We start from the raw sequence: 16,854 nt of genomic DNA on the forward strand, positions 1-16,854 counted from the left end.
GCAATAGTGATGAGCTAATAGCTAATCAGATAATAATTAGCTATTAGCATCTTTTAAGCTGTCCGAAAACGCGCTAGTTCTTCACCTGTTTTAGCATCATGGGCGTGAACTGTACACACCAAACAAGAATCAAACGATCGCGCCACATGCCCAACTTCCACCGGATCGCTAGAATCGTAAATGGGTGTCCCAATTAACGCTTCTTCAATTGGGCCGCGGATTCCATCACCGTCACGAGGGCCAATATTCCACGTACCTGGGGCAATAACTTGGTAATTTTTAATCTTACCGCCCTCTACTTCCACCCAGTGAGATAAGGAACCCCGCGCTGCTTCCGTTGCACCCCAACCACGTCCATCTTTTTCTTTAGGTTTGATATACCAGGGGTCATTTAATTTGAATTCGCGTAAACAGTGTTCAGCTTGACGATATAACTTGACAATTTCGTGAACTCGTGCTAACTGACGCACATGAATACTAGCACCACCCATTTGTTTGAAGACATCGAGGATGAAGGGGTCGTAATGTTGCCAAGATTCGCCATGTTTGCCACCAGCTACTAATTGACGGGCTAAAGGGCCAGTTTCCAAACGTCCGAAGTCTTTGTGCAGGACTGCACTCGACCAAGAATAGGCGTTATCGAAGTCTTTGGTATTGATTGCAGTGGGTTTAGTGGTGCGATCGCTAGGATGAATATTTTCTGTCCCTTCATCGTACCAAGAGTGAGTTGTATTCTCGCGGGTAAATGACTGATCCATTAAAACGTGAGTGTCTGCAAAGCTGTCGTACACTCCACTTTTCATAATCATCGCCGCATTTCGGCCTTCAATAGTCGGCTTTTGGTATTTATCTTCATGGGCTAAATATCCCCAAGTGACATATTTACCAACACCAGCGCCATATCTATCTAGACCGATATCTAAACCCATGCGCCAATAAAAACCTAAGTCGGAATCTCGATGATTTCGGTCTTCATCTAACCAATTTCTAAAGTCATCATAAGTTTGGATCTGTTCGTAGCGTTCTAGAGAACAACCCAACCAAACTGGTTCCAACCAATTGGTGCGGAAATATTCGAGAAGCGCCCAAGCGCGGGTAATGTCTGTAAGAGTGGGGGCGCACATCACGCCACCAGGCACCATATAACTGCTGTGGCAACTGGTGATATACTAAAAATGTTCCTGAGTAACTTATTTAATAAGGTAATTTTGCTCGACAAGAACATTTTATTTTCACCATTTCAGTTTATAAATAAGGGAATATTTAGGGAATGAGCGGACAAAATCAGGGTAATTGCGAGGAGACATATTCGACATCTACACATGAATATGCAAATGCAGACTCAAGCGACTGGTTCGCAGATATGTTCGCAGATTTTGAGCCGCAGAACACCACAGATGGCAGCTATAGGGGAACAATGGCGAAAATAAAAGCAACGGAATTACAGTATCAAGCAGTTTTTGAGCAGAAGTTAGTCGAAGCTAATACTAATTTAAAAAGGGAGAGAATAAGAGTTAGCATCAAACAAACTGGCAATTCTCTTCAGTTACGAGCTACCTTACCTTTAAAACCAGGAGATATCAGCTTAGGTAAGACAAAAAAGCAGTATGATTTATCTCTAGGGATACCAGCAAATTTAGAGGGATTAAAAACTGCGATCGAGGAAAGTTACGAGTTGGGTAAATTAATTGCTCGTCATACTTTCGAGTGGAATGAGAAATATTTAGGAATTAAATCTAGAGAGAAGGAAGAGATCAAAACTATTGGAAAATTATTAGATACATTTGACGAAAAATATTATCAAAGCCGTCAGAAAACTATAACCAGTCAAAATACTTTTGCTAACTATATATCTGTAATTAAAAGAAACTTTACTCTCACCCATTTAGCCACAAAAGAAAATTTTGAGAAAATTATTAATTCATTTCAGGGTAATAAAAAAAATGAACTAATAGCCGTAACTTCTGTTTTGATTAAAACCTTTAATTTAGGATTTCAACTCGATGTCAGACGAGATAATGTCACTCCTGCCCATCGAGAAATACCTGAAGATGAAAAAATCATATCTGGTTTTGAATTGTTTGAAAAATTCGCCCTCAACCGCAAAAATACAAACATTAGTGATGAAATAGACACCTGGGAAATGTGGCGTTGGGTATATGGAATGTTAGCGACTTATGGATTAAGACCAAGGGAACTATTTGTACAACCAGATATTAATTGGTGGATGTCTCCCCAAAATATAGACCATACTTGGAAAGTGAATAAAAATACCAAAACTGGATATCGAGAAGTTATTCCTTTTGTACCTGAATGGATAGAATTATTTGATTTACAAAATCCCAAACCATTAAAAATTTTAGAACAAAAGGTGGCAAAAATCGCATCTGTACAAAATATTAATTGGATGCGGAGAGATATATCCAGATGGTTTAGAAAGGTAGGAATTGAGTTTCAACCCTACGATTTGCGTCATGCTTGCGCGATTCGAGCGCATCTTCAGGGAATACCAATTAAAGCAGCAGCAGATAATTTAGGTCATACTGTTGATGAACATACAAAAACCTATCAGCGTTGGTTTGGGATTGAAAATAGGAAAAAAGCCTTTGGTGAGGTAATTAGTCAAAAGTCGTTAATTGAATTGCAGAAGAATGAAATATTGGCGCTACGGATGGAGAATGAAAGGTTAAACTTGGAAGTTGAAAGGTTTAGAAAAATTCTGGATATTAGCGAGAAATAAGCTCAAACTACTGTGGTTGCTTACAAATTTAGATGGATAGCCCGAAATATTCCGTATAATACGCCCATTTTGGGTGGATAGCCCGAAATATTCCGTCTATCCCCCTTATTTGAGGCATATAGCTCGAAAGATTCCGTATATAGCGTTTACCAGTCTAATGAAGTACACTAATTAAAATAAATCAGTGTATCTACTCAAGGGTAAAAATGAAACCATATTCCCTTGACTTTCGCCAAAAAATATTTGATACATACTTGTCAGGTGGAATATCACAACGTCAATTAGCAAACAAATTTTGTGTCAGTTTAGGTTTTATTGAGAAATTACTAAAGCAATATAGAGAAACAGCAAGTATAGCTCCTAAAGTTAGGACAAAACAAACTCCTCCAAAGCTCAACGAAGAACAAATTAAGATTCTTGAAGAAATAGTTGAAGCTAAGAATGATTCGACTTTATCAGAAATTCGCTCAGAGCTCAAAGAAAAAACAGGAATAACAATTGGTATATCTACAGTAGACAGGATGTTACAGAGGATAGAGATAAGCCTAAAAAAAAACATTGCACGCCGCAGAAAAACAGACTGAAAGAGTTCAATTATTAAGAGTACAGTTCTGGCTTCAACTTCATGGGATACCGGCGGAAAACCTTGTATTTCTTGACGAAGCAGGAGCTAATCTATCTTTAATCCCACATTCCGCTCGTTCTAAAAAAGGTAAAAGAGCGCATGGCTCACGACCTCAAAAACGCTGTAAAAATGTCTCCATAATTGGAGCGATTGCTCTCAAAGGCGTGATTAGTCAATATAGTATTTTAGGAGCATCTGACAGGCTGACATTTGAGGCTTACATTTCTCAAAAATTAGTTCCAAAGCTGTGGGAAGGCGCTTGTGTAATCATGGATAATTGTTCAATTCATAAAGGTGGAGATATTGAGAAATTAATCGAATCTGCTGGAGCTAAATTGATTTATTTGCCACCATATTCTCCTGATTTTTCACCAATTGAAACCTGTTGGTCAAAAATTAAAAGTTTACTACGTTCTCTTGAAGCTAGAAGTTATCCAGACTTAGCAAAAGCAATTGAAAGTGCTTTTAATCAAGTCTCGTTAAATGATATTTATAATTGGTTTACCCATTCTTGTTACTGTACTTCACTAGACTGAGAAACGCTATAATACCTGGATATTGACGATATCCAGAATTTTTCTTGCTATTATCTAGATGTTCTAGTAGGATATACTGGGTCATAATCCTTTCATTACCTGAGTTAAGCCCAACATAACCAGTGTAAAATCTGGGTATGTTATACGGAAACTTTACGTCTAATAATCTAGCTATGCCGCTTCACTTCAATTCTCATAGTGGATAGGTATATTTATAGAATTCTGATGGACAATAACTCAAATTCCTATTTAACAAGGAGTATCCCAATGCTTTGTAGTCTTCGCAGCCAATTTGTTTCTCTGATGGTACTAACTGGGTTAATAGTTCCATGTACAGCTACAATAGCTCGTGCAGACTTTGCACGCTTGACGTTAGATAGCGAACCTGGTGACTACATAGGGGAGGGTAAAACGTTTGATATTTATGACACCAACCTTGGTGACACTATTTCTGCTCAGATCCGCCGTACGCTATCCGATGGTAGCCCCGCCGAGTTGCTCTGGGTTCTGGATCGTCCATCGACACCTGAAAATGAATTCGCTCTTGTATTTTTTGGAACTGATGCATTAGGTGTCCCAATTCAGCCGGGATTCTACTCCGAAGCTCGGCGAGCAGATTTTGCGCCCCCTGGGTTTGCAGGTTTGGATATATCCTTTCAGAACCGTGGTTCAAACGAGGTCTTTGGTAGTTTTACCATCAATGAGGTAACTTTTACACCTGACCGTTCAAAAATTTTGACATTTGATGCAGAGTTCCTGCAACGATCAGAGAGTCTTACCGCCCCTGCACTACGTGGGCAGTTCCAATTCAACATACAGGCTGCCGCCGTTCCCGAACCATCATCTACATTAGGACTGGTGAGTGCTGGCTGTCTAATACTGTATGGTCGAATTCGACGAGGTAGAGGAGCAAGTGCGATCGCTGATCTTGTAGGGTGCGTTAACGGAGTGTAACGACGCACCATATTTATGATTATTTACTGATTTTCGGTGTGTTACGCTGTCGCTAACACACCCTACTAATCGTCCCAATATCCTTGAGGTTTTTCCTTTCTGTCATCTTTACCCCAATCGGTTGGATAAATTCCCTGAGCGATAAACCGATGAATACTGGAATACTGCCAATCTTGGGGATTTTCACAGAATCCATGTCGAACCGGATTATCATGAATATAATCACAATGGAGCGCAAAATTCCGTTCATCCCGAATTAAATGCTCCCAAAACCGACGTTGCCAAAGATTACTTTCTCCTCGCTTTTGTCGTGATTGAGAAACCTCCCGATTAACTCCTAATTCTTGTCCATAATGTTTAGTAACATAAGTTTTAATTAAGCGTAATCTCACCGACAAATATTTATCATCAGGGGGTAAAGTCCACAAACAATGAAAATGCTCAGGTAATAAAACAAAAGCATCAATACAAAAAGGATATTTTTCCCTTACTTTTTCTATTGCTTCTCGGAGAGATTTTCTCCCTATATCAGTACAGAGCCAAGATTCTCTTTGATAAGTGACTTGTGTGATGAAATATGTACCTCCAGAAACATTAGGTCTTCTATAATTAGGCATAGGGAGCTAGTAGGGGTGAAATTAAATTATTTTAAAATTATTTATTGTATTGTCATATTGGTTGGGTAAGAGCATTTTTTGCTAAACTATAATCAGGGAAACAGCAAGATGAGATTATGAACTTAGATACAATTCAACAAGATATTGAGTCTCTTCCTCCCGATGCACAACAAATCATAGTTCAACTCGTAGAATTCCTGAAAAAAACGCTACCTTCTGAATCAACACGAATCTTCAGAAAATTCCTTGCAAGACTGGTCAGACTTTATCGGTTGCATAGAAGCTGAAACAGACCTCTCAAAAAACTATAAAAACTACTTAGACCATGAACTTAACCAAAAATATGATCATAGTTGATACAGGCTTTTGGTTAGCTCTTGCCAATAAAAAAGATACAGTTCATATATCCGCAAAAAAACGATTTCAAGATTTAGCTAATCAGCAATTTATTACAACCTGGTGTGTCGTTACAGAAACGTGCTATCTATTACAAAAAAGAGTAGGAATAGATGCTCCAAAAATCTTTATTCATAAAATTTCTACAGGAAAGCTACAAATCTTTGATCTCAAACAACATCATTGCCAGCGTATTGAAGAACTGATGGAAAAATATAAAGACTTACCGATGGATCTAGCAGATTCCTCTCTCGTTATCCTTGCAGAAGAATTAGGTCATGGCCAAATTTTATCAGTCGATTATCGAGACTTCAACACCTATCGCTGGAAAAATACAGAACCGTTCGATAACCTCTTCCAGGAATTTTTATGACGTAGTGCGATCGCGAAGCGCTCCGTAGGAATCGCTGCGCTCGCCGAAGGAATCGCTGCGCTCGCCGAAGGAATCGCTGCGCTCGCCGAAGGCATGGCCGATCCTGTCGGGTACGTTCACCTCTTCCAGGGTGGCGTGATAGAAGCGTATTCATTGGCAAACAAGGTCAAATTTCGTTTTATCACTATGATTTTACAGCCCAAGCTCTTTCTAAACTATCCAGGGGATTTGACCGTGATATTAAAGATATTGAAGCCATGTACAAACAGAAATTATTCTCTTTGAGTAATCTACGGGATTGCTTTGAAGCGATCGCACCTGAACTAATCAGATTCCCATCTCTTAACCCTGATATGCTTAGAAGCAGAGTAGATAACTTTATTGAACGTTGTGAAGATAACCTGGAGGATGATCAATCATGAATCTCAATGAGTTGCCGGGATCTGAGATAATCTTGCCTGGACTGAGTGATCTTCACAGAGGTGAGTCCAATACAATTGGAGCATTGTTAGCTGCGTTGGCAAAGCCTCTCTGAAAGAGAATCGCGTCAACACGCTTAACTGAAGCCGGTTTAGATATCCCTAAAGATAACTTAGCCCCAGAACCAGAGATAACCTTATATGCCCTTCTTGAAGATGAACGAGACGATGCTTACGTTTACTATAATGCTTTGCTTAATCAACTAAATAGCTTTTGCAATGCTCTTGAACTCAGTTATAAATATAAACCGTCTAACTTCACTGTTTAACATCTTTGAGAAATGCGATCACTCAATTTCCAAATAAATCAATACTTGTATACTCAAGTTAATCTGTAACTATTTAAACTTTTATATTACTATTTACGTATTTATATTGAGAAAAAACTGGGTTTATATTTCAATAGAAAGAAAAAATTATACTTAACCACTTGCCTTGGACTTCCTTAACTGCGCTAGGTTAAAATGAGAGGGCAAGCAATGATGAATTTTCATCTTCATAAAATAATTTGATCGTGCTGAACTCCCGACGCAGTAAATTTTCAACTTGTAAGGTAGAACAGTTTCCAAGTCTAAGCCAGATGACTTTTGGGGGATTCCCAAACACTAAACTCAGATCGTGCATATCAGCATCTTTCGAGACTATCATCAAATCATTATCTTTTGCATAATTCCAAACTATCGGGTCTATTGTTGCTTTCATGCCTACATCCCGAACATGAAGCGAGCCTGGAAAAAGATCGCTCAAACGAGTGGATAATTTAGGGGATAAGTTTTCATCAAACAGTAATTTCATGCTGATAATGGAGAAATCATAATCCGACGTTCACGGTCAGCCGCATAAGCAATACAAGCTTTTAAATCTTCTCGCGTCAGATCGGGAAAATCATCAAGAATTTCTGCTTCGGTCATCTCAGAAGCTAGGTATTCAAGCACCTCATAAACTGTAATTCGCAAGCCACGCACACAAGGCTTACCACCGCGTTTATTCGCTTCAATTGTGATATATTTTCTGTAATTCATAGGTGGCTTTGCATTTTTGCCAATTCGTCTGATCGTACCATGTATTTCTGCTAAAAACTCAATAATTTCACCGTTAAACATCTTTGAGAAAAGCGATCGCTCAATATCCAAACAAAGAAATCAATCATTCAAAATACTCACGCCCGAATTACAGTAATCCGACGTTGATTTTCCGTCACCACAACCTGAGTTGATAAACGTTCTTCCATTGGTAAGGCATTTTTACGCCTGTCAAACACAAATAACCAACCAAAATCCAACCCCAAACGCCCTAAATAGGATTCTAATTGCTCAATACCCTCAGTTTGAGGATCACGCTTTTTCTCGCGCCAGACCTTTAACTCAATACCTAACGTGACATCTTTGTAACGCAGACATAAATCCATTCTGTCACTACCAATTGCATATTCCCGTTCCAAAGTTCCACCACCATTGACAACACGATGTAAGAAAGCCATTAATACGATATGCGGTGCGATTTCATGATAAACAGCGCTACCAAGTAATGGTTCTCCGTGCTGTCGCCAAAATCTAATAAACGCTTCAAGTAAAGTATCTATATTTAACTCACCTTTTGGGGTTAACCAACTAGGACTAATATGAGGTAAACTATCCTGAGTTCCTTGCACTAAAACGCGGGGAATGACTTCACGATAAATCGGGTTAGAAATAACCAGTCCCCCCGCAGGATCACGTCGCAATAATCCTAAATCAATTAAATATTGGCGATCGTCGGCTAGGGTATCGGGTAATGTTTGCCCTGCTAAAATCGGCTCAATAATATTTTGAACTCGTTTTTCTCTGAGTTTTTCAGCTAAACTATCAAGATGAGTATCTTGGCGGGCAATTAATATTTCCTTAGCCTGTAAAATATGTTCTTTGGTAATAGCAATACTTCTATCCTTAACCATTTTTTCTACAACTTCTTTAGCAAGAGCATTAACTAACCAAGGTTGTCCTTGGGTTAAATCAAAGGCTGTTGCGGTTGCTTCTTTTGTGAAAAATTGTCCTGTTTCTTCTGTATGTTGTTGATATAGTTCTACAACTTCCTCGGCATTAAAATTTCTCAGGGTAATAGAACTGACTTTAATATTAAAAGGACTGGATGTATTTAATCTGTCACTACCACCTGATGCCACCTTATAATCCCGCACATCCCGTAAACCAATTAATCCCACGGATGTCGGAAAATTTTCTGGACGATTGGGAAAACCATCTCGTAATTGCCTGAGTATCGAAATTAGGGTTTCATCTTGCAAAGAATCAATTTCATCAATAAATACTACCAAAGGTCGGGGTGAAGCTTTTGCCCAAGCTTGCAAAAAAGCCCTAATTCTGTTTCCTGGTTCTTCCTGTTGCCATTGTTTAACAGGTGGTTGTAATTCTTTGGATAAGCGGATTTCTATTGTATTCTGCCAAGCTCCCAAAATCGCTAATTCTGCCGCACCGGGGTCATGATTAAATGCACTTCCTACCTCTACTGATACCATTACTGCTGCATAACGTCCTGTGGCGGTAAGTTGCTGTGCTAGGGCTAACATTGCTGTGGTTTTCCCCGTTTGTCGCGGTGCATGAAGGACAAAATAACTACGCTGTTGGATTAGCTCCTCCAAATCTGGTAATCTGGTTGTTGGAGATAGCATATAGTGGATATCGTCTTTACAAGGACCTGCAATATTAAACCAGCGAGACATAGGATTTTGGCAGTCAGCGGACACTTTGAGTTTAGACGATTTTGAGGTTGGGGCGAGGCAATGTAGGGAAAAATTAGGTAACGTCTGAAAACACCAAATAGCTGTTAGTAGATAAAAATAAATGGACTTATGATATGGCTGGGGTGGGTTTATTGCCTCATTTAAGGAAAAACCAGGGAATAATTACACCTATTCTGAAAAATCCTGACTATATAAGCAATTCCCCAATTTATTGCCATATAACTGCTGTGCGGCCATTGTCCGCCCAATAGTGCATAAATTTCTACAGGTTTTGCAGAAATTGTTATGCCTAGTTCATAAGATTTGCCTGTGAAAGCAGCAAAGCGTCTCACAGCTTCGTCATAAAAGCGACTATGGCGATATTTTTTATTAGTTAAATCAATGGCAAAGAGTCCATAGAAGTAACGGGGAATGCTTTGAATTGTCTCGACAATTTGACCGAGATTTCTCGCTAAAATAGCATTGCGGGGAACTTCTGTTTCCCAAGCTGTATCTAATGCCCAAGATGCACAAGTTAGGTGAGAACCGCCGCAAATTCCGCAAATGCGAGGTGTGACAATTAATCCGGCTTGGGGATCTTTACCGCGTAGGATAACTTCAAATCCTCGGAAAAGTTCGGCGTGTGTCCAAGCATTGACTACTCGCCCATTCTCAATATCAACTCGGATATCTAAATCGCCTTCAACTCTACCGACGGGCGATATATCTAATGATTGAATTGTCATTTGTTATTTGTCCTTTGTCATTGATCATTTGTCCTTTGTCATTGGTAATTATTCACTCGCACCCTTGCAAAATGGTCGAAATACTTGATTTCTCGTTGAGGGGAGTATGAAAGGTTATAATCATTGATCAAATCACAAAGGACAAATGACTAATGACCAATGACTAATAACTAAACTGTAAAAAAGTCTTCTTCTGCCCAAGCTGGTGCTGCGTCTTTGGCGACCATTGTGAGTAAGGCGTAGTCTTTTTTGTTGAATCCTGGCGGTAATTCTTTGGGAACTCCCATGACTGTTTGGGTTTTAAATACAGTTCCCGGTTTGAGGTCAAAGAAGGGAAATTCTGGTTCTGTGCAACCTAAACAAGGCATTCCGGCGCGAGTTTTAGATGAGACGCGGTTCCATAAGATGCGGTTGCAAGAAGAATGAGTCATGGGGCCGCGACAACCCAAGTCGTAGAATAAGCAGCCTTTGCGCTGACCAAATTCGGCAGTTGAGGCTTTATAGGCAAAGTGGACATTGCGGGTACAACCTGTTTGGGTAAAGGTGTTGAAGAAAGTTTGCGGACGATTTAGTTCATCGAAAGCAATGTCTGCTATGCGTCCAGTAGCGATCGCAACTAATATCTGCGTAATCCAGTCGGGATGGGCGGGACATCCGGGTATATTAATTACAGGTAATCCGGCTTGGGATACGAAATCTTTCCCTAAAAAGCCGCCTTCTTGACGTTTGAGAAATTGCAAACCTTGTGATTCGCTGGGGTTGGGTGACATGGCGGGGATTCCTCCCCAGGTTGCACAGTCTCCCACCGCGACGATAAATTTAGCGACTTTGGCGAGGTCTGCTAACCAATCTTTCATGGCGCGATCGGCGAACCGATTCCATTCGCCAGTACCGTTAGGGGCGTTAACAACACTGCCTTCAAATACCAAGATATCTAAAGGAATTTTGCCAGAAATGCAATCCCGCAGCAGTGTTTGTAAGTTGTTGCCTAGTTCCACCCCCAAAGATGGATGCCAAAGTAAATTGATGCCAAAGTCGGCAATTAAATCGCAGACTGTCGGTTCTTCAGCGTTGAGAAATGACATGGTGTTGCCTGAACAAGCACCACCTTGTAGCCATAGTACGTTAGTCATCGGCTAGGTATTTTTCTATTGTTTCCCATGCATGATGTAGGTGATAATGCTTGTAAAGTCTCACCTGCTTATCAATATTTATTTCTCAATAGTAAGATATTTTTTTCTTTAATTCACTTTCATTAAAAAAGAATTAATCATTAACAATAAAATAAATCCATTCAAGATTATTTTAACTAGCTATGTCTGTTATATATATGACAAATTTAACAAATACAAAATAGTATAAATAAAAGCTGCGTTTTGTTTTGAAGCCTTGACATTAAATAACCTCAGCGTGCTTAATTTATCGCGGCTAAAACTCTGTAACTATTAATAACAACTACTGTCAACCGTTAATCTGAGTGAGGTAATGAGTATTTTCAGCCGTCAGGTTTTCATGTAATAACTAAGCCAAAGTTCAATACAGTTCAGTTAAGCGTTTTTTATTCTCTCTGTGTAGCGCCAGTTGCTACAAGTCGGGGAACCGCAAGGGCGCACTGGCTTCTCTGCGCGGCAGTCGCTTATGGGGGAAACCACGCCAGATGCTCCTCTTGGGGAGACCCTAAGACCGCACTGGCTCCCCAAGACTGCGCTGCCTTGTCTCTGTGGTTCGTTAACAAAACTGACTTTAACAAAGAGTTTTAGCCTTAACTGAACCGTATTGAGCCAAAGATAGAAAAATATAGGGGCACAAAACCTTGTGCCCCGTCAACCATATATCAATTGTTGGTTAATTCAGTTTTATCGAGATAGTTAAAAATTTCGGTAAATAAACAAGTACATTAAATATTATGTATGTCAGCAATTCAACAAAAAATATTTAAATTGTATACGACGATGATACAAAAAGTATTTAAAAAATATTAGGTGTTTAAAGCTGACATTAATATTAGCAATTTCCCCCTAGAGTTTTAGAAGTAGGGTGTTTTATAGTATTTTATTGAGTATAGGGCATTGGCATTGGGGATGAAGTTTCTTTCCTATTCCCTAGTTCTTAATCTATAGCCCTAGTCTCAAACGAAAAAGGGGAATTCCGCCTAAAGGACTCGAAGCCTGCGTAAATCAGTATGGCCCATGATGAAATGCGTCATGGGTGTTGGACTCAATTCCCAATTGGCTAGAGTACGGCAGAGTTATGACCCCCAGCATTACAGATTCAGCAGTGAAGGCTGCCGTAGCAGCTGTTGCTTCAGAGTCAGCTACAGCAGAGGAAAAAATCCAAATGCTGATTGAGATAGCACAGGGTTTTCAAAAAAAGCCCAAAGCTGCCCAAGACTTGCGAAATGCAGTTGGCTTATATTACCGGGCCTATGAAATGTGTGGTGAGGAGTATCCCCTACTGAAAGCCAGGGCTAAAGTGGGCATGGCGGGGACGTTACAGGCAATACCGGATGCTGATTACCAACTGTTGATGCAAGCGAAAGTCGGTTATGAAGAGGCGTTACCGATTTTACAACAATTAGCTGCGCCAGAGGAAGTAGCGGAGACGCAGATGAATTTTGGGCTGGTGTTGCAGTCGCTAGTGCCGTTTAATTTGGCGCGGATAACCGACAGCATCCAGGCTTATCATGAGGCGTTGCGGGTGTTTACTTGGGAAGATTATCCCCAAGAATACGCGATTTTGTATAACAATATTGCGATCGCATATCTTTCTATGCCTCTAGCATCGGAACGAGAATACTTGCGTCAAGGATTGGCTGTGCAATCATTTGAGGTAGCACTAAAGCATATTACTCTGATTGACCATCCCAGAGAATATGCGATGTTGCAGAACAATTTAGGTAACGCTTTGCAATACCTAGTGAGTTCCCATCCTGTGGAAAATAACTTACGTGCGATCGCAGCTTATGACGAAGCCTTAAAAGTGCGTAATCCCAAAGATACACCTTTAGAGTACGCTAACACAATTTCCAACAAAGCCAACGCCCTATTCAATTTACCAGATGACCCCGAAAAACCAGAAGCTGGTAATCCTCAAAATCTTTTGCAAGCGCGTATCTACTATCAAGGTGCTTTAGAAATATTTACGGAACAGCAACAAATTGCCCAAGCAGAGGTAGTAGTCCAAGCATTACAAGATGTAGAAACAGAGTTAAACAATTCATAGTTCATAATTCGTAGCGAAAAAACAGCATGAGAGATATTTCTACTTACCCAAATGTGATAAATTTTCTCACCAGTTTAGCAGATGGCGATCTGAACATAGCAACAGAATTAGTCTGGCTAATCATTGCCACAGCCTTGTCTATGGTCGGCGGTGCAATTGGTGGAATGCTGTTAGCTGGCAGAGACATAGGCTATCAGCTTTCAGCAATGCTTGGTGCATTATTTGCCCCTGCGGGTGTAATTCCTGCCATCCTCTTAGGGCTGGCTGCCTTAAATTTCTTAACAAATTATTAGGAGAAAACATGTTAGAGCTAGGATGGTTTTCTGCTAAGTTATTTTTTAAAGGAAAGCTACTACGCGACCCAGTGTATTTTCTCAAGCAAACTACTATTGGTATTGCTGTAGGTTTCTTACTGCTAGTGTCACTTGCACAAGCACCAATTCCTTTCTACCTACCAATAATATTATCTAGCTTCGTGACAGGCATGATTATGCCGTTCCTCTTCAAGGATTTTAAAACGAAGTGAATTGTCATTGATAAACAACCAATACCCAATGCCCAATGCCCAATGACAAATGACAAATGACAAATGACAAATCTTGAAGAATTAGTTCAGGAAATTAATCGTTTTGAGGCAATTATATCCGAGTGGGATGAAAGCCAACGGTGTGTAGCAGTTGGTTTAAAAAGAGCAATTGAAGCTTTGCATAAAGCTGCATTGACTAATTTGATCAAAAGCCTAAAACAAGAATCAATGCCAGCTTTGCGTCATGCTGTTGCAGATGAATTAGTGTATGCAGTGCTACTGTATCACGAGTTAGTCAAACCACCAAAACCACCATTAGCGCAACGCATTCAGACAGCCCTTGAAGAAATTAGCCCAGGTTTAAAAAGCCATAATGGGGATGTAGAATTAGTGGCAATTAAGTCACCAGATACAGTAGAAGTTAGATTAATTGGAACTTGCAGTACTTGTCCAACTTCCACTTTAACTTTATCTCAGGGAGTAGAACAGGCAATAAAAAACCATTGCCCCGAAATTACCAAAGTAGTGGCAGTCAATAACAGTTCTACTGTTAACAACGCTAATTCTAGTTTAATCAGTCCATTCTCTGCAAAAATAACTTGTACTTGGATGAAAGTAGCGACCCTTGATGAAGTTCCTGAATTTAGTGTAGTGGCAGTACAACTTGCTGGTAATTCACTAATTTTACATCGTCAAGGTGCTACAGTAAAATGCTACCGTAATTCTTGCACTCATCTAGGATCTCCCTTAGAAAAGGGTAAAGTTGAAAATGGTATTATTACCTGTCCTTCCCACGGATTTCAGTACAAATTAGAGACAGGTGAATGCCTAACTGCGCCTGATATTTCGCTTCAGTCGTATCCAGTCAAGATTAAAGGCGATAAGGTTTTTGTGAAACTGCAAAAATGATAATGCGAAGGGAACATTTCAGCAAATATACTTGGCGATTAGTCAATCACAGCTAATTTGCTTTCGGCTGCTAGGAACACCCTATGCGCTTTGCTCATGTTCCATCGGAGCTAGTTGAATCACTACCCGTTGATTGAGAGCGTGAGCGATTTTTTGTAGCATTGAAAGGGAGTGTCCCTCATAGTCGGCATCTTCAAGCCGTGCAATCACAGGCTGTTTTGTGCCAACAAGTTCAGCAAGCTGTTTCTGTGTCAACCCCGCTTTTGTTCTAGCTTCATAAATCAACTGTGCCACTTCTGCATTGATTGAGGCTAACTCCACCAATGCCTCAAGCTCATGGTCGCTGCTAGTCATTTTGTCAATGATTTTTATCGCATCGCTAGTCTTGGGCATCCTCTTGTTCCTCTAGGTAGGTGTGAACTTCTGGGTTTTCTTCAAATAAAAGCTTTCGTGTGATCGCTCGTTGAATATCAATTTGTGGTACAGTTGATTCTTCTTTTGTAATGGCGTGAGCGAGAATCGCTACGTTTTGCCCATGAAAGAAGTACAAGATTCGGTACTGCACATGAATATGCTTTGCCCGAAGCTCATATATCCCGTCGCGCAAGTAATCAGCCGCCGGGCGACGGAGTTCGTATCCTGATGCCGCAAGTTGTTTGATTCGAGCAACACAGTTTGCATAACCTTTGCGGTCTTCTTTCAAAAGTCGCGTCAGCCATTCAAGGACGGGAACTTCCCTGTCTTCTTCCTGGTAGAAAACAACACGGGTTTCAGGCACAGCATACCCTCTAAATATATCAATATTGTTATATTAGGGCAACAGAGGAAACGAGACGCGCGGCTCTGGTTGACGTTTCTCCTTAAATTGAAAAATCTAACTTTGTTACAAAAATGCCAACTATTAAAGTTACAGATGACGAAATTCTAGTTGCAGTTTACACTAAGTATATTCGACTATCTACAAGATTAAAAAATCAGAAGTAAATATTAAATAATAATTGACACTATATATGAATGCTGACGAGTCAATTTTAAAGTTAGAGAAGGTTGATTTGAAAAATAAACATTTATTACCAGAAAATTCTGGCATTTATTATGTATTAGATGAAAATAATATAGTATGGTACATAGGAAAAGCAAAAAATCTTAAAAAGAGATGGAATGGGAAAGCGCACCATAGGCTTTACCAATTATCCTCACAAAGTAGAAAAAAGTTTTATATATACTACAAAAAGTTAAGCGAAATCAACCTAGATGAAGAAGAAAAAAAATTAATAGCACAGTACAGACCGCATCTTAATAGCAGTCCAGTAAAGAGAAAAAGGGTTTTACCTGCTGAAAATCTGTTAAGAGAAACAATACTCAAATTACCAGATTTCTTAGTAGTCTTAGGTATAGAGCCACCTAGACAGATAAATAAAAATGCCATCACAACTGACTGGTGGTCAAAAAAGAAACTATCAGGACTACAAATTATTCATCTTGTGCTTGATTGGGAAAAGCTAAGAGAGTTCACCGAACAAGATATAGAAATATCTAGTGGTATATTAGGTTATGTATTTGGGACTAGAAAAGCTTATTCTAACCTTTGGGAAGCGCCACAACAACAATATGTAAGAAGATACGGTGTAGTTCAGTGCAGGATTTTGGTAAATGGGTATGTTGTTGAAGTCAGTGTTTTAGATAAAATTAGTCAGATTTTAACTAAAACTAGAATGGGGACTTTAGCTGGTGAGCAAATAAAAATTGTAGAAGCAGATATATTAGATAAAATCAAAGCAGATATAAAAATTCCAATTCCAACAGATTTTGTCAATCAAATAAAACCTTACTTGCAAGACCCTATAAATTTAGTTTTTAATGATGACATAGATAGAGAAAATCTCGGAAAACAAATATACAAAATAAAAGAAGAGTATAAGCAAGGTCTTAGAGGAGTTGGTAGTAGAATTGCTAAACGAACTCCCAAAAATTCATAAGTCTCCCCACGTAGCAGCTTACTAAAGGTTAGCTGG

At 39.6% G+C, this 16,854-nt stretch carries 17 protein-coding genes and 2 pseudogenes; 10 read left to right on the forward strand and 9 right to left on the reverse strand.

All coding sequences use genetic code 11. The annotated features are described in order from the left end of the window. Window positions 1-53 precede the first annotated feature (53 nt). Window positions 54-1,154, reverse strand: a pseudogene (locus GTQ43_RS01805) (nickel-dependent hydrogenase large subunit); the annotation flags it as partial. A 116-nt stretch (window positions 1,155-1,270) separates the two neighbouring features. Between GTQ43_RS01805 and GTQ43_RS01810 the strand changes: the two are divergent. From GTQ43_RS01810 to GTQ43_RS01820, 3 genes are all read left to right on the forward strand, one after another. After that, window positions 1,271-2,740: a site-specific integrase gene (locus tag GTQ43_RS01810; RefSeq protein ID WP_265270162.1), complete on the forward strand. Its 1,470-nt coding sequence runs from the start codon at window positions 1,271-1,273 to the stop codon at window positions 2,738-2,740. Window positions 2,741-2,946: 206 nt separating this feature from the next. Then, window positions 2,947-3,901, forward strand: a protein-coding gene (locus tag GTQ43_RS01815; protein WP_265270164.1) for an IS630 family transposase whose coding sequence is annotated in 2 segments (ribosomal slippage) — window positions 2,947-3,290 and window positions 3,289-3,901 — 957 coding nt in all. Because the reading frame shifts where the segments join, the coding sequence is not laid out codon by codon here. 267 nt (window positions 3,902-4,168) lie between these two features. Continuing rightward, window positions 4,169-4,855, forward strand: coding sequence for a PEP-CTERM sorting domain-containing protein (locus GTQ43_RS01820; RefSeq protein ID WP_265270166.1), 687 nt, complete (start codon window positions 4,169-4,171; stop codon window positions 4,853-4,855). A 65-nt stretch (window positions 4,856-4,920) separates the two neighbouring features. Here GTQ43_RS01820 and GTQ43_RS01825 read toward each other — a convergent pair whose 3' ends face one another. After that, window positions 4,921-5,472: an REP-associated tyrosine transposase gene (locus GTQ43_RS01825; protein WP_265270168.1), complete on the reverse strand. Its 552-nt coding sequence runs from the start codon at window positions 5,470-5,472 to the stop codon at window positions 4,921-4,923. 343 nt (window positions 5,473-5,815) lie between these two features. Between GTQ43_RS01825 and GTQ43_RS01830 the strand changes: the two genes are divergently transcribed. Continuing rightward, a complete protein-coding gene (locus GTQ43_RS01830) occupies window positions 5,816-6,241 on the forward strand; it encodes a type II toxin-antitoxin system VapC family toxin (RefSeq protein WP_321162485.1) in 426 nt (141 codons plus the stop codon). A 281-nt stretch (window positions 6,242-6,522) separates the two neighbouring features. After that, the gene (locus GTQ43_RS01835) at window positions 6,523-6,663 is read left to right on the forward strand and encodes a hypothetical protein (protein WP_265270172.1); all 141 of its coding nucleotides are present in this window, start codon (window positions 6,523-6,525) and stop codon (window positions 6,661-6,663) included. Window positions 6,664-7,179: 516 nt separating this feature from the next. On the opposite strand, the gene GTQ43_RS01840 is transcribed toward GTQ43_RS01835, so the two are convergent. From GTQ43_RS01840 to GTQ43_RS01860, 5 genes and pseudogenes are all read right to left on the reverse strand, one after another. Beyond that, the gene (locus GTQ43_RS01840; RefSeq protein ID WP_265270173.1) at window positions 7,180-7,515 is read right to left on the reverse strand and encodes a DUF5615 family PIN-like protein; all 336 of its coding nucleotides are present in this window, start codon (window positions 7,513-7,515) and stop codon (window positions 7,180-7,182) included. After that, on the reverse strand, window positions 7,512-7,742 hold the full coding sequence (locus tag GTQ43_RS01845; RefSeq protein ID WP_265273644.1) for a DUF433 domain-containing protein: 231 nt from the start codon (window positions 7,740-7,742) through the stop codon (window positions 7,512-7,514). The genes GTQ43_RS01840 and GTQ43_RS01845 overlap by 4 nt, the downstream gene beginning before the upstream one ends. Window positions 7,743-7,879: 137 nt before the next feature. Continuing rightward, window positions 7,880-9,436 carry an ATP-binding protein gene (locus GTQ43_RS01850; RefSeq protein WP_265270175.1) on the reverse strand — a complete coding sequence of 519 codons (1,557 nt, stop codon included), beginning with the start codon at window positions 9,434-9,436 and terminating at the stop codon, window positions 7,880-7,882. Between the two features lie 236 nt (window positions 9,437-9,672). Continuing rightward, window positions 9,673-10,182: pseudogene (locus GTQ43_RS01855) on the reverse strand (nickel-dependent hydrogenase large subunit); the annotation flags it as partial. Window positions 10,183-10,352: 170 nt separating this feature from the next. Beyond that, window positions 10,353-11,315, reverse strand: coding sequence for a hydrogenase small subunit (locus tag GTQ43_RS01860; protein ID WP_265270176.1), 963 nt, complete (start codon window positions 11,313-11,315; stop codon window positions 10,353-10,355). A 1,117-nt stretch (window positions 11,316-12,432) separates the two neighbouring features. Between GTQ43_RS01860 and GTQ43_RS01865 the strand changes: the two genes are divergently transcribed. The 4 genes from GTQ43_RS01865 (at window position 12,433) to GTQ43_RS01880 (ending at window position 14,839) form a co-directional block, all read left to right on the forward strand. Then, window positions 12,433-13,404 (forward strand): hypothetical protein, encoded by a 972-nt coding sequence (locus GTQ43_RS01865; protein WP_265270178.1) that lies wholly within the window; start codon window positions 12,433-12,435, stop codon window positions 13,402-13,404. Between the two features lie 26 nt (window positions 13,405-13,430). Further along, window positions 13,431-13,697, forward strand: a complete 267-nt coding sequence (locus GTQ43_RS01870; RefSeq protein ID WP_265270180.1) for a hypothetical protein — start codon at window positions 13,431-13,433, stop codon at window positions 13,695-13,697. A gap of 8 nt (window positions 13,698-13,705) precedes the next feature. Then, the gene (locus GTQ43_RS01875; RefSeq protein ID WP_265270181.1) at window positions 13,706-13,930 is read left to right on the forward strand and encodes a hypothetical protein; all 225 of its coding nucleotides are present in this window, start codon (window positions 13,706-13,708) and stop codon (window positions 13,928-13,930) included. A 63-nt stretch (window positions 13,931-13,993) separates the two neighbouring features. Then, on the forward strand, window positions 13,994-14,839 hold the full coding sequence (locus GTQ43_RS01880; protein ID WP_265270182.1) for a NifU family protein: 846 nt from the start codon (window positions 13,994-13,996) through the stop codon (window positions 14,837-14,839). 81 nt (window positions 14,840-14,920) lie between these two features. Here the strand turns inward: GTQ43_RS01880 and GTQ43_RS01885 are convergent, their stop codons facing one another. Further along, entirely contained in the window at window positions 14,921-15,232 is a 312-nt protein-coding gene (locus GTQ43_RS01885; RefSeq protein WP_265270184.1) for a helix-turn-helix domain-containing protein, read from the reverse strand. Then, window positions 15,219-15,617: a type II toxin-antitoxin system RelE/ParE family toxin gene (locus tag GTQ43_RS01890; protein WP_265270186.1), complete on the reverse strand. Its 399-nt coding sequence runs from the start codon at window positions 15,615-15,617 to the stop codon at window positions 15,219-15,221. Before GTQ43_RS01890 ends, GTQ43_RS01885 begins: the two co-directional genes overlap by 14 nt. A gap of 232 nt (window positions 15,618-15,849) precedes the next feature. Between GTQ43_RS01890 and GTQ43_RS01895 the strand changes: the two genes are divergently transcribed. Beyond that, window positions 15,850-16,818 carry a hypothetical protein gene (locus GTQ43_RS01895; RefSeq protein WP_265270188.1) on the forward strand — a complete coding sequence of 323 codons (969 nt, stop codon included), beginning with the start codon at window positions 15,850-15,852 and terminating at the stop codon, window positions 16,816-16,818. Window positions 16,819-16,854 lie beyond the last annotated feature (36 nt).

It is taken from the genome of Nostoc sp. KVJ3 (assembly GCF_026127265.1).
Classification (GTDB): Bacteria; Cyanobacteriota; Cyanobacteriia; order Cyanobacteriales; family Nostocaceae; genus Nostoc.

Coding starts and splice junctions, on each gene's coding strand:
- GTQ43_RS01810 (WP_265270162.1), top strand. CDS start 1,271: ATGAGCGGACAAAATCAGGGTAATTGCGAGGAGACATATTCGACATCT.
- GTQ43_RS01820 (WP_265270166.1), top strand. CDS start 4,169: ATGCTTTGTAGTCTTCGCAGCCAATTTGTTTCTCTGATGGTACTAACT.
- GTQ43_RS01825 (WP_265270168.1), bottom strand. CDS start 5,472: ATGCCTAATTATAGAAGACCTAATGTTTCTGGAGGTACATATTTCATC.
- GTQ43_RS01830 (WP_321162485.1), top strand. CDS start 5,816: ATGATCATAGTTGATACAGGCTTTTGGTTAGCTCTTGCCAATAAAAAA.
- GTQ43_RS01840 (WP_265270173.1), bottom strand. CDS start 7,515: ATGAAATTACTGTTTGATGAAAACTTATCCCCTAAATTATCCACTCGT.
- GTQ43_RS01845 (WP_265273644.1), bottom strand. CDS start 7,742: ATGAATTACAGAAAATATATCACAATTGAAGCGAATAAACGCGGTGGT.
- GTQ43_RS01850 (WP_265270175.1), bottom strand. CDS start 9,436: ATGTCTCGCTGGTTTAATATTGCAGGTCCTTGTAAAGACGATATCCAC.
- GTQ43_RS01860 (WP_265270176.1), bottom strand. CDS start 11,315: ATGACTAACGTACTATGGCTACAAGGTGGTGCTTGTTCAGGCAACACC.
- GTQ43_RS01865 (WP_265270178.1), top strand. CDS start 12,433: ATGACCCCCAGCATTACAGATTCAGCAGTGAAGGCTGCCGTAGCAGCT.
- GTQ43_RS01870 (WP_265270180.1), top strand. CDS start 13,431: ATGAGAGATATTTCTACTTACCCAAATGTGATAAATTTTCTCACCAGT.
- GTQ43_RS01875 (WP_265270181.1), top strand. CDS start 13,706: ATGTTAGAGCTAGGATGGTTTTCTGCTAAGTTATTTTTTAAAGGAAAG.
- GTQ43_RS01880 (WP_265270182.1), top strand. CDS start 13,994: ATGACAAATCTTGAAGAATTAGTTCAGGAAATTAATCGTTTTGAGGCA.
- GTQ43_RS01885 (WP_265270184.1), bottom strand. CDS start 15,232: ATGCCCAAGACTAGCGATGCGATAAAAATCATTGACAAAATGACTAGC.
- GTQ43_RS01895 (WP_265270188.1), top strand. CDS start 15,850: ATGAATGCTGACGAGTCAATTTTAAAGTTAGAGAAGGTTGATTTGAAA.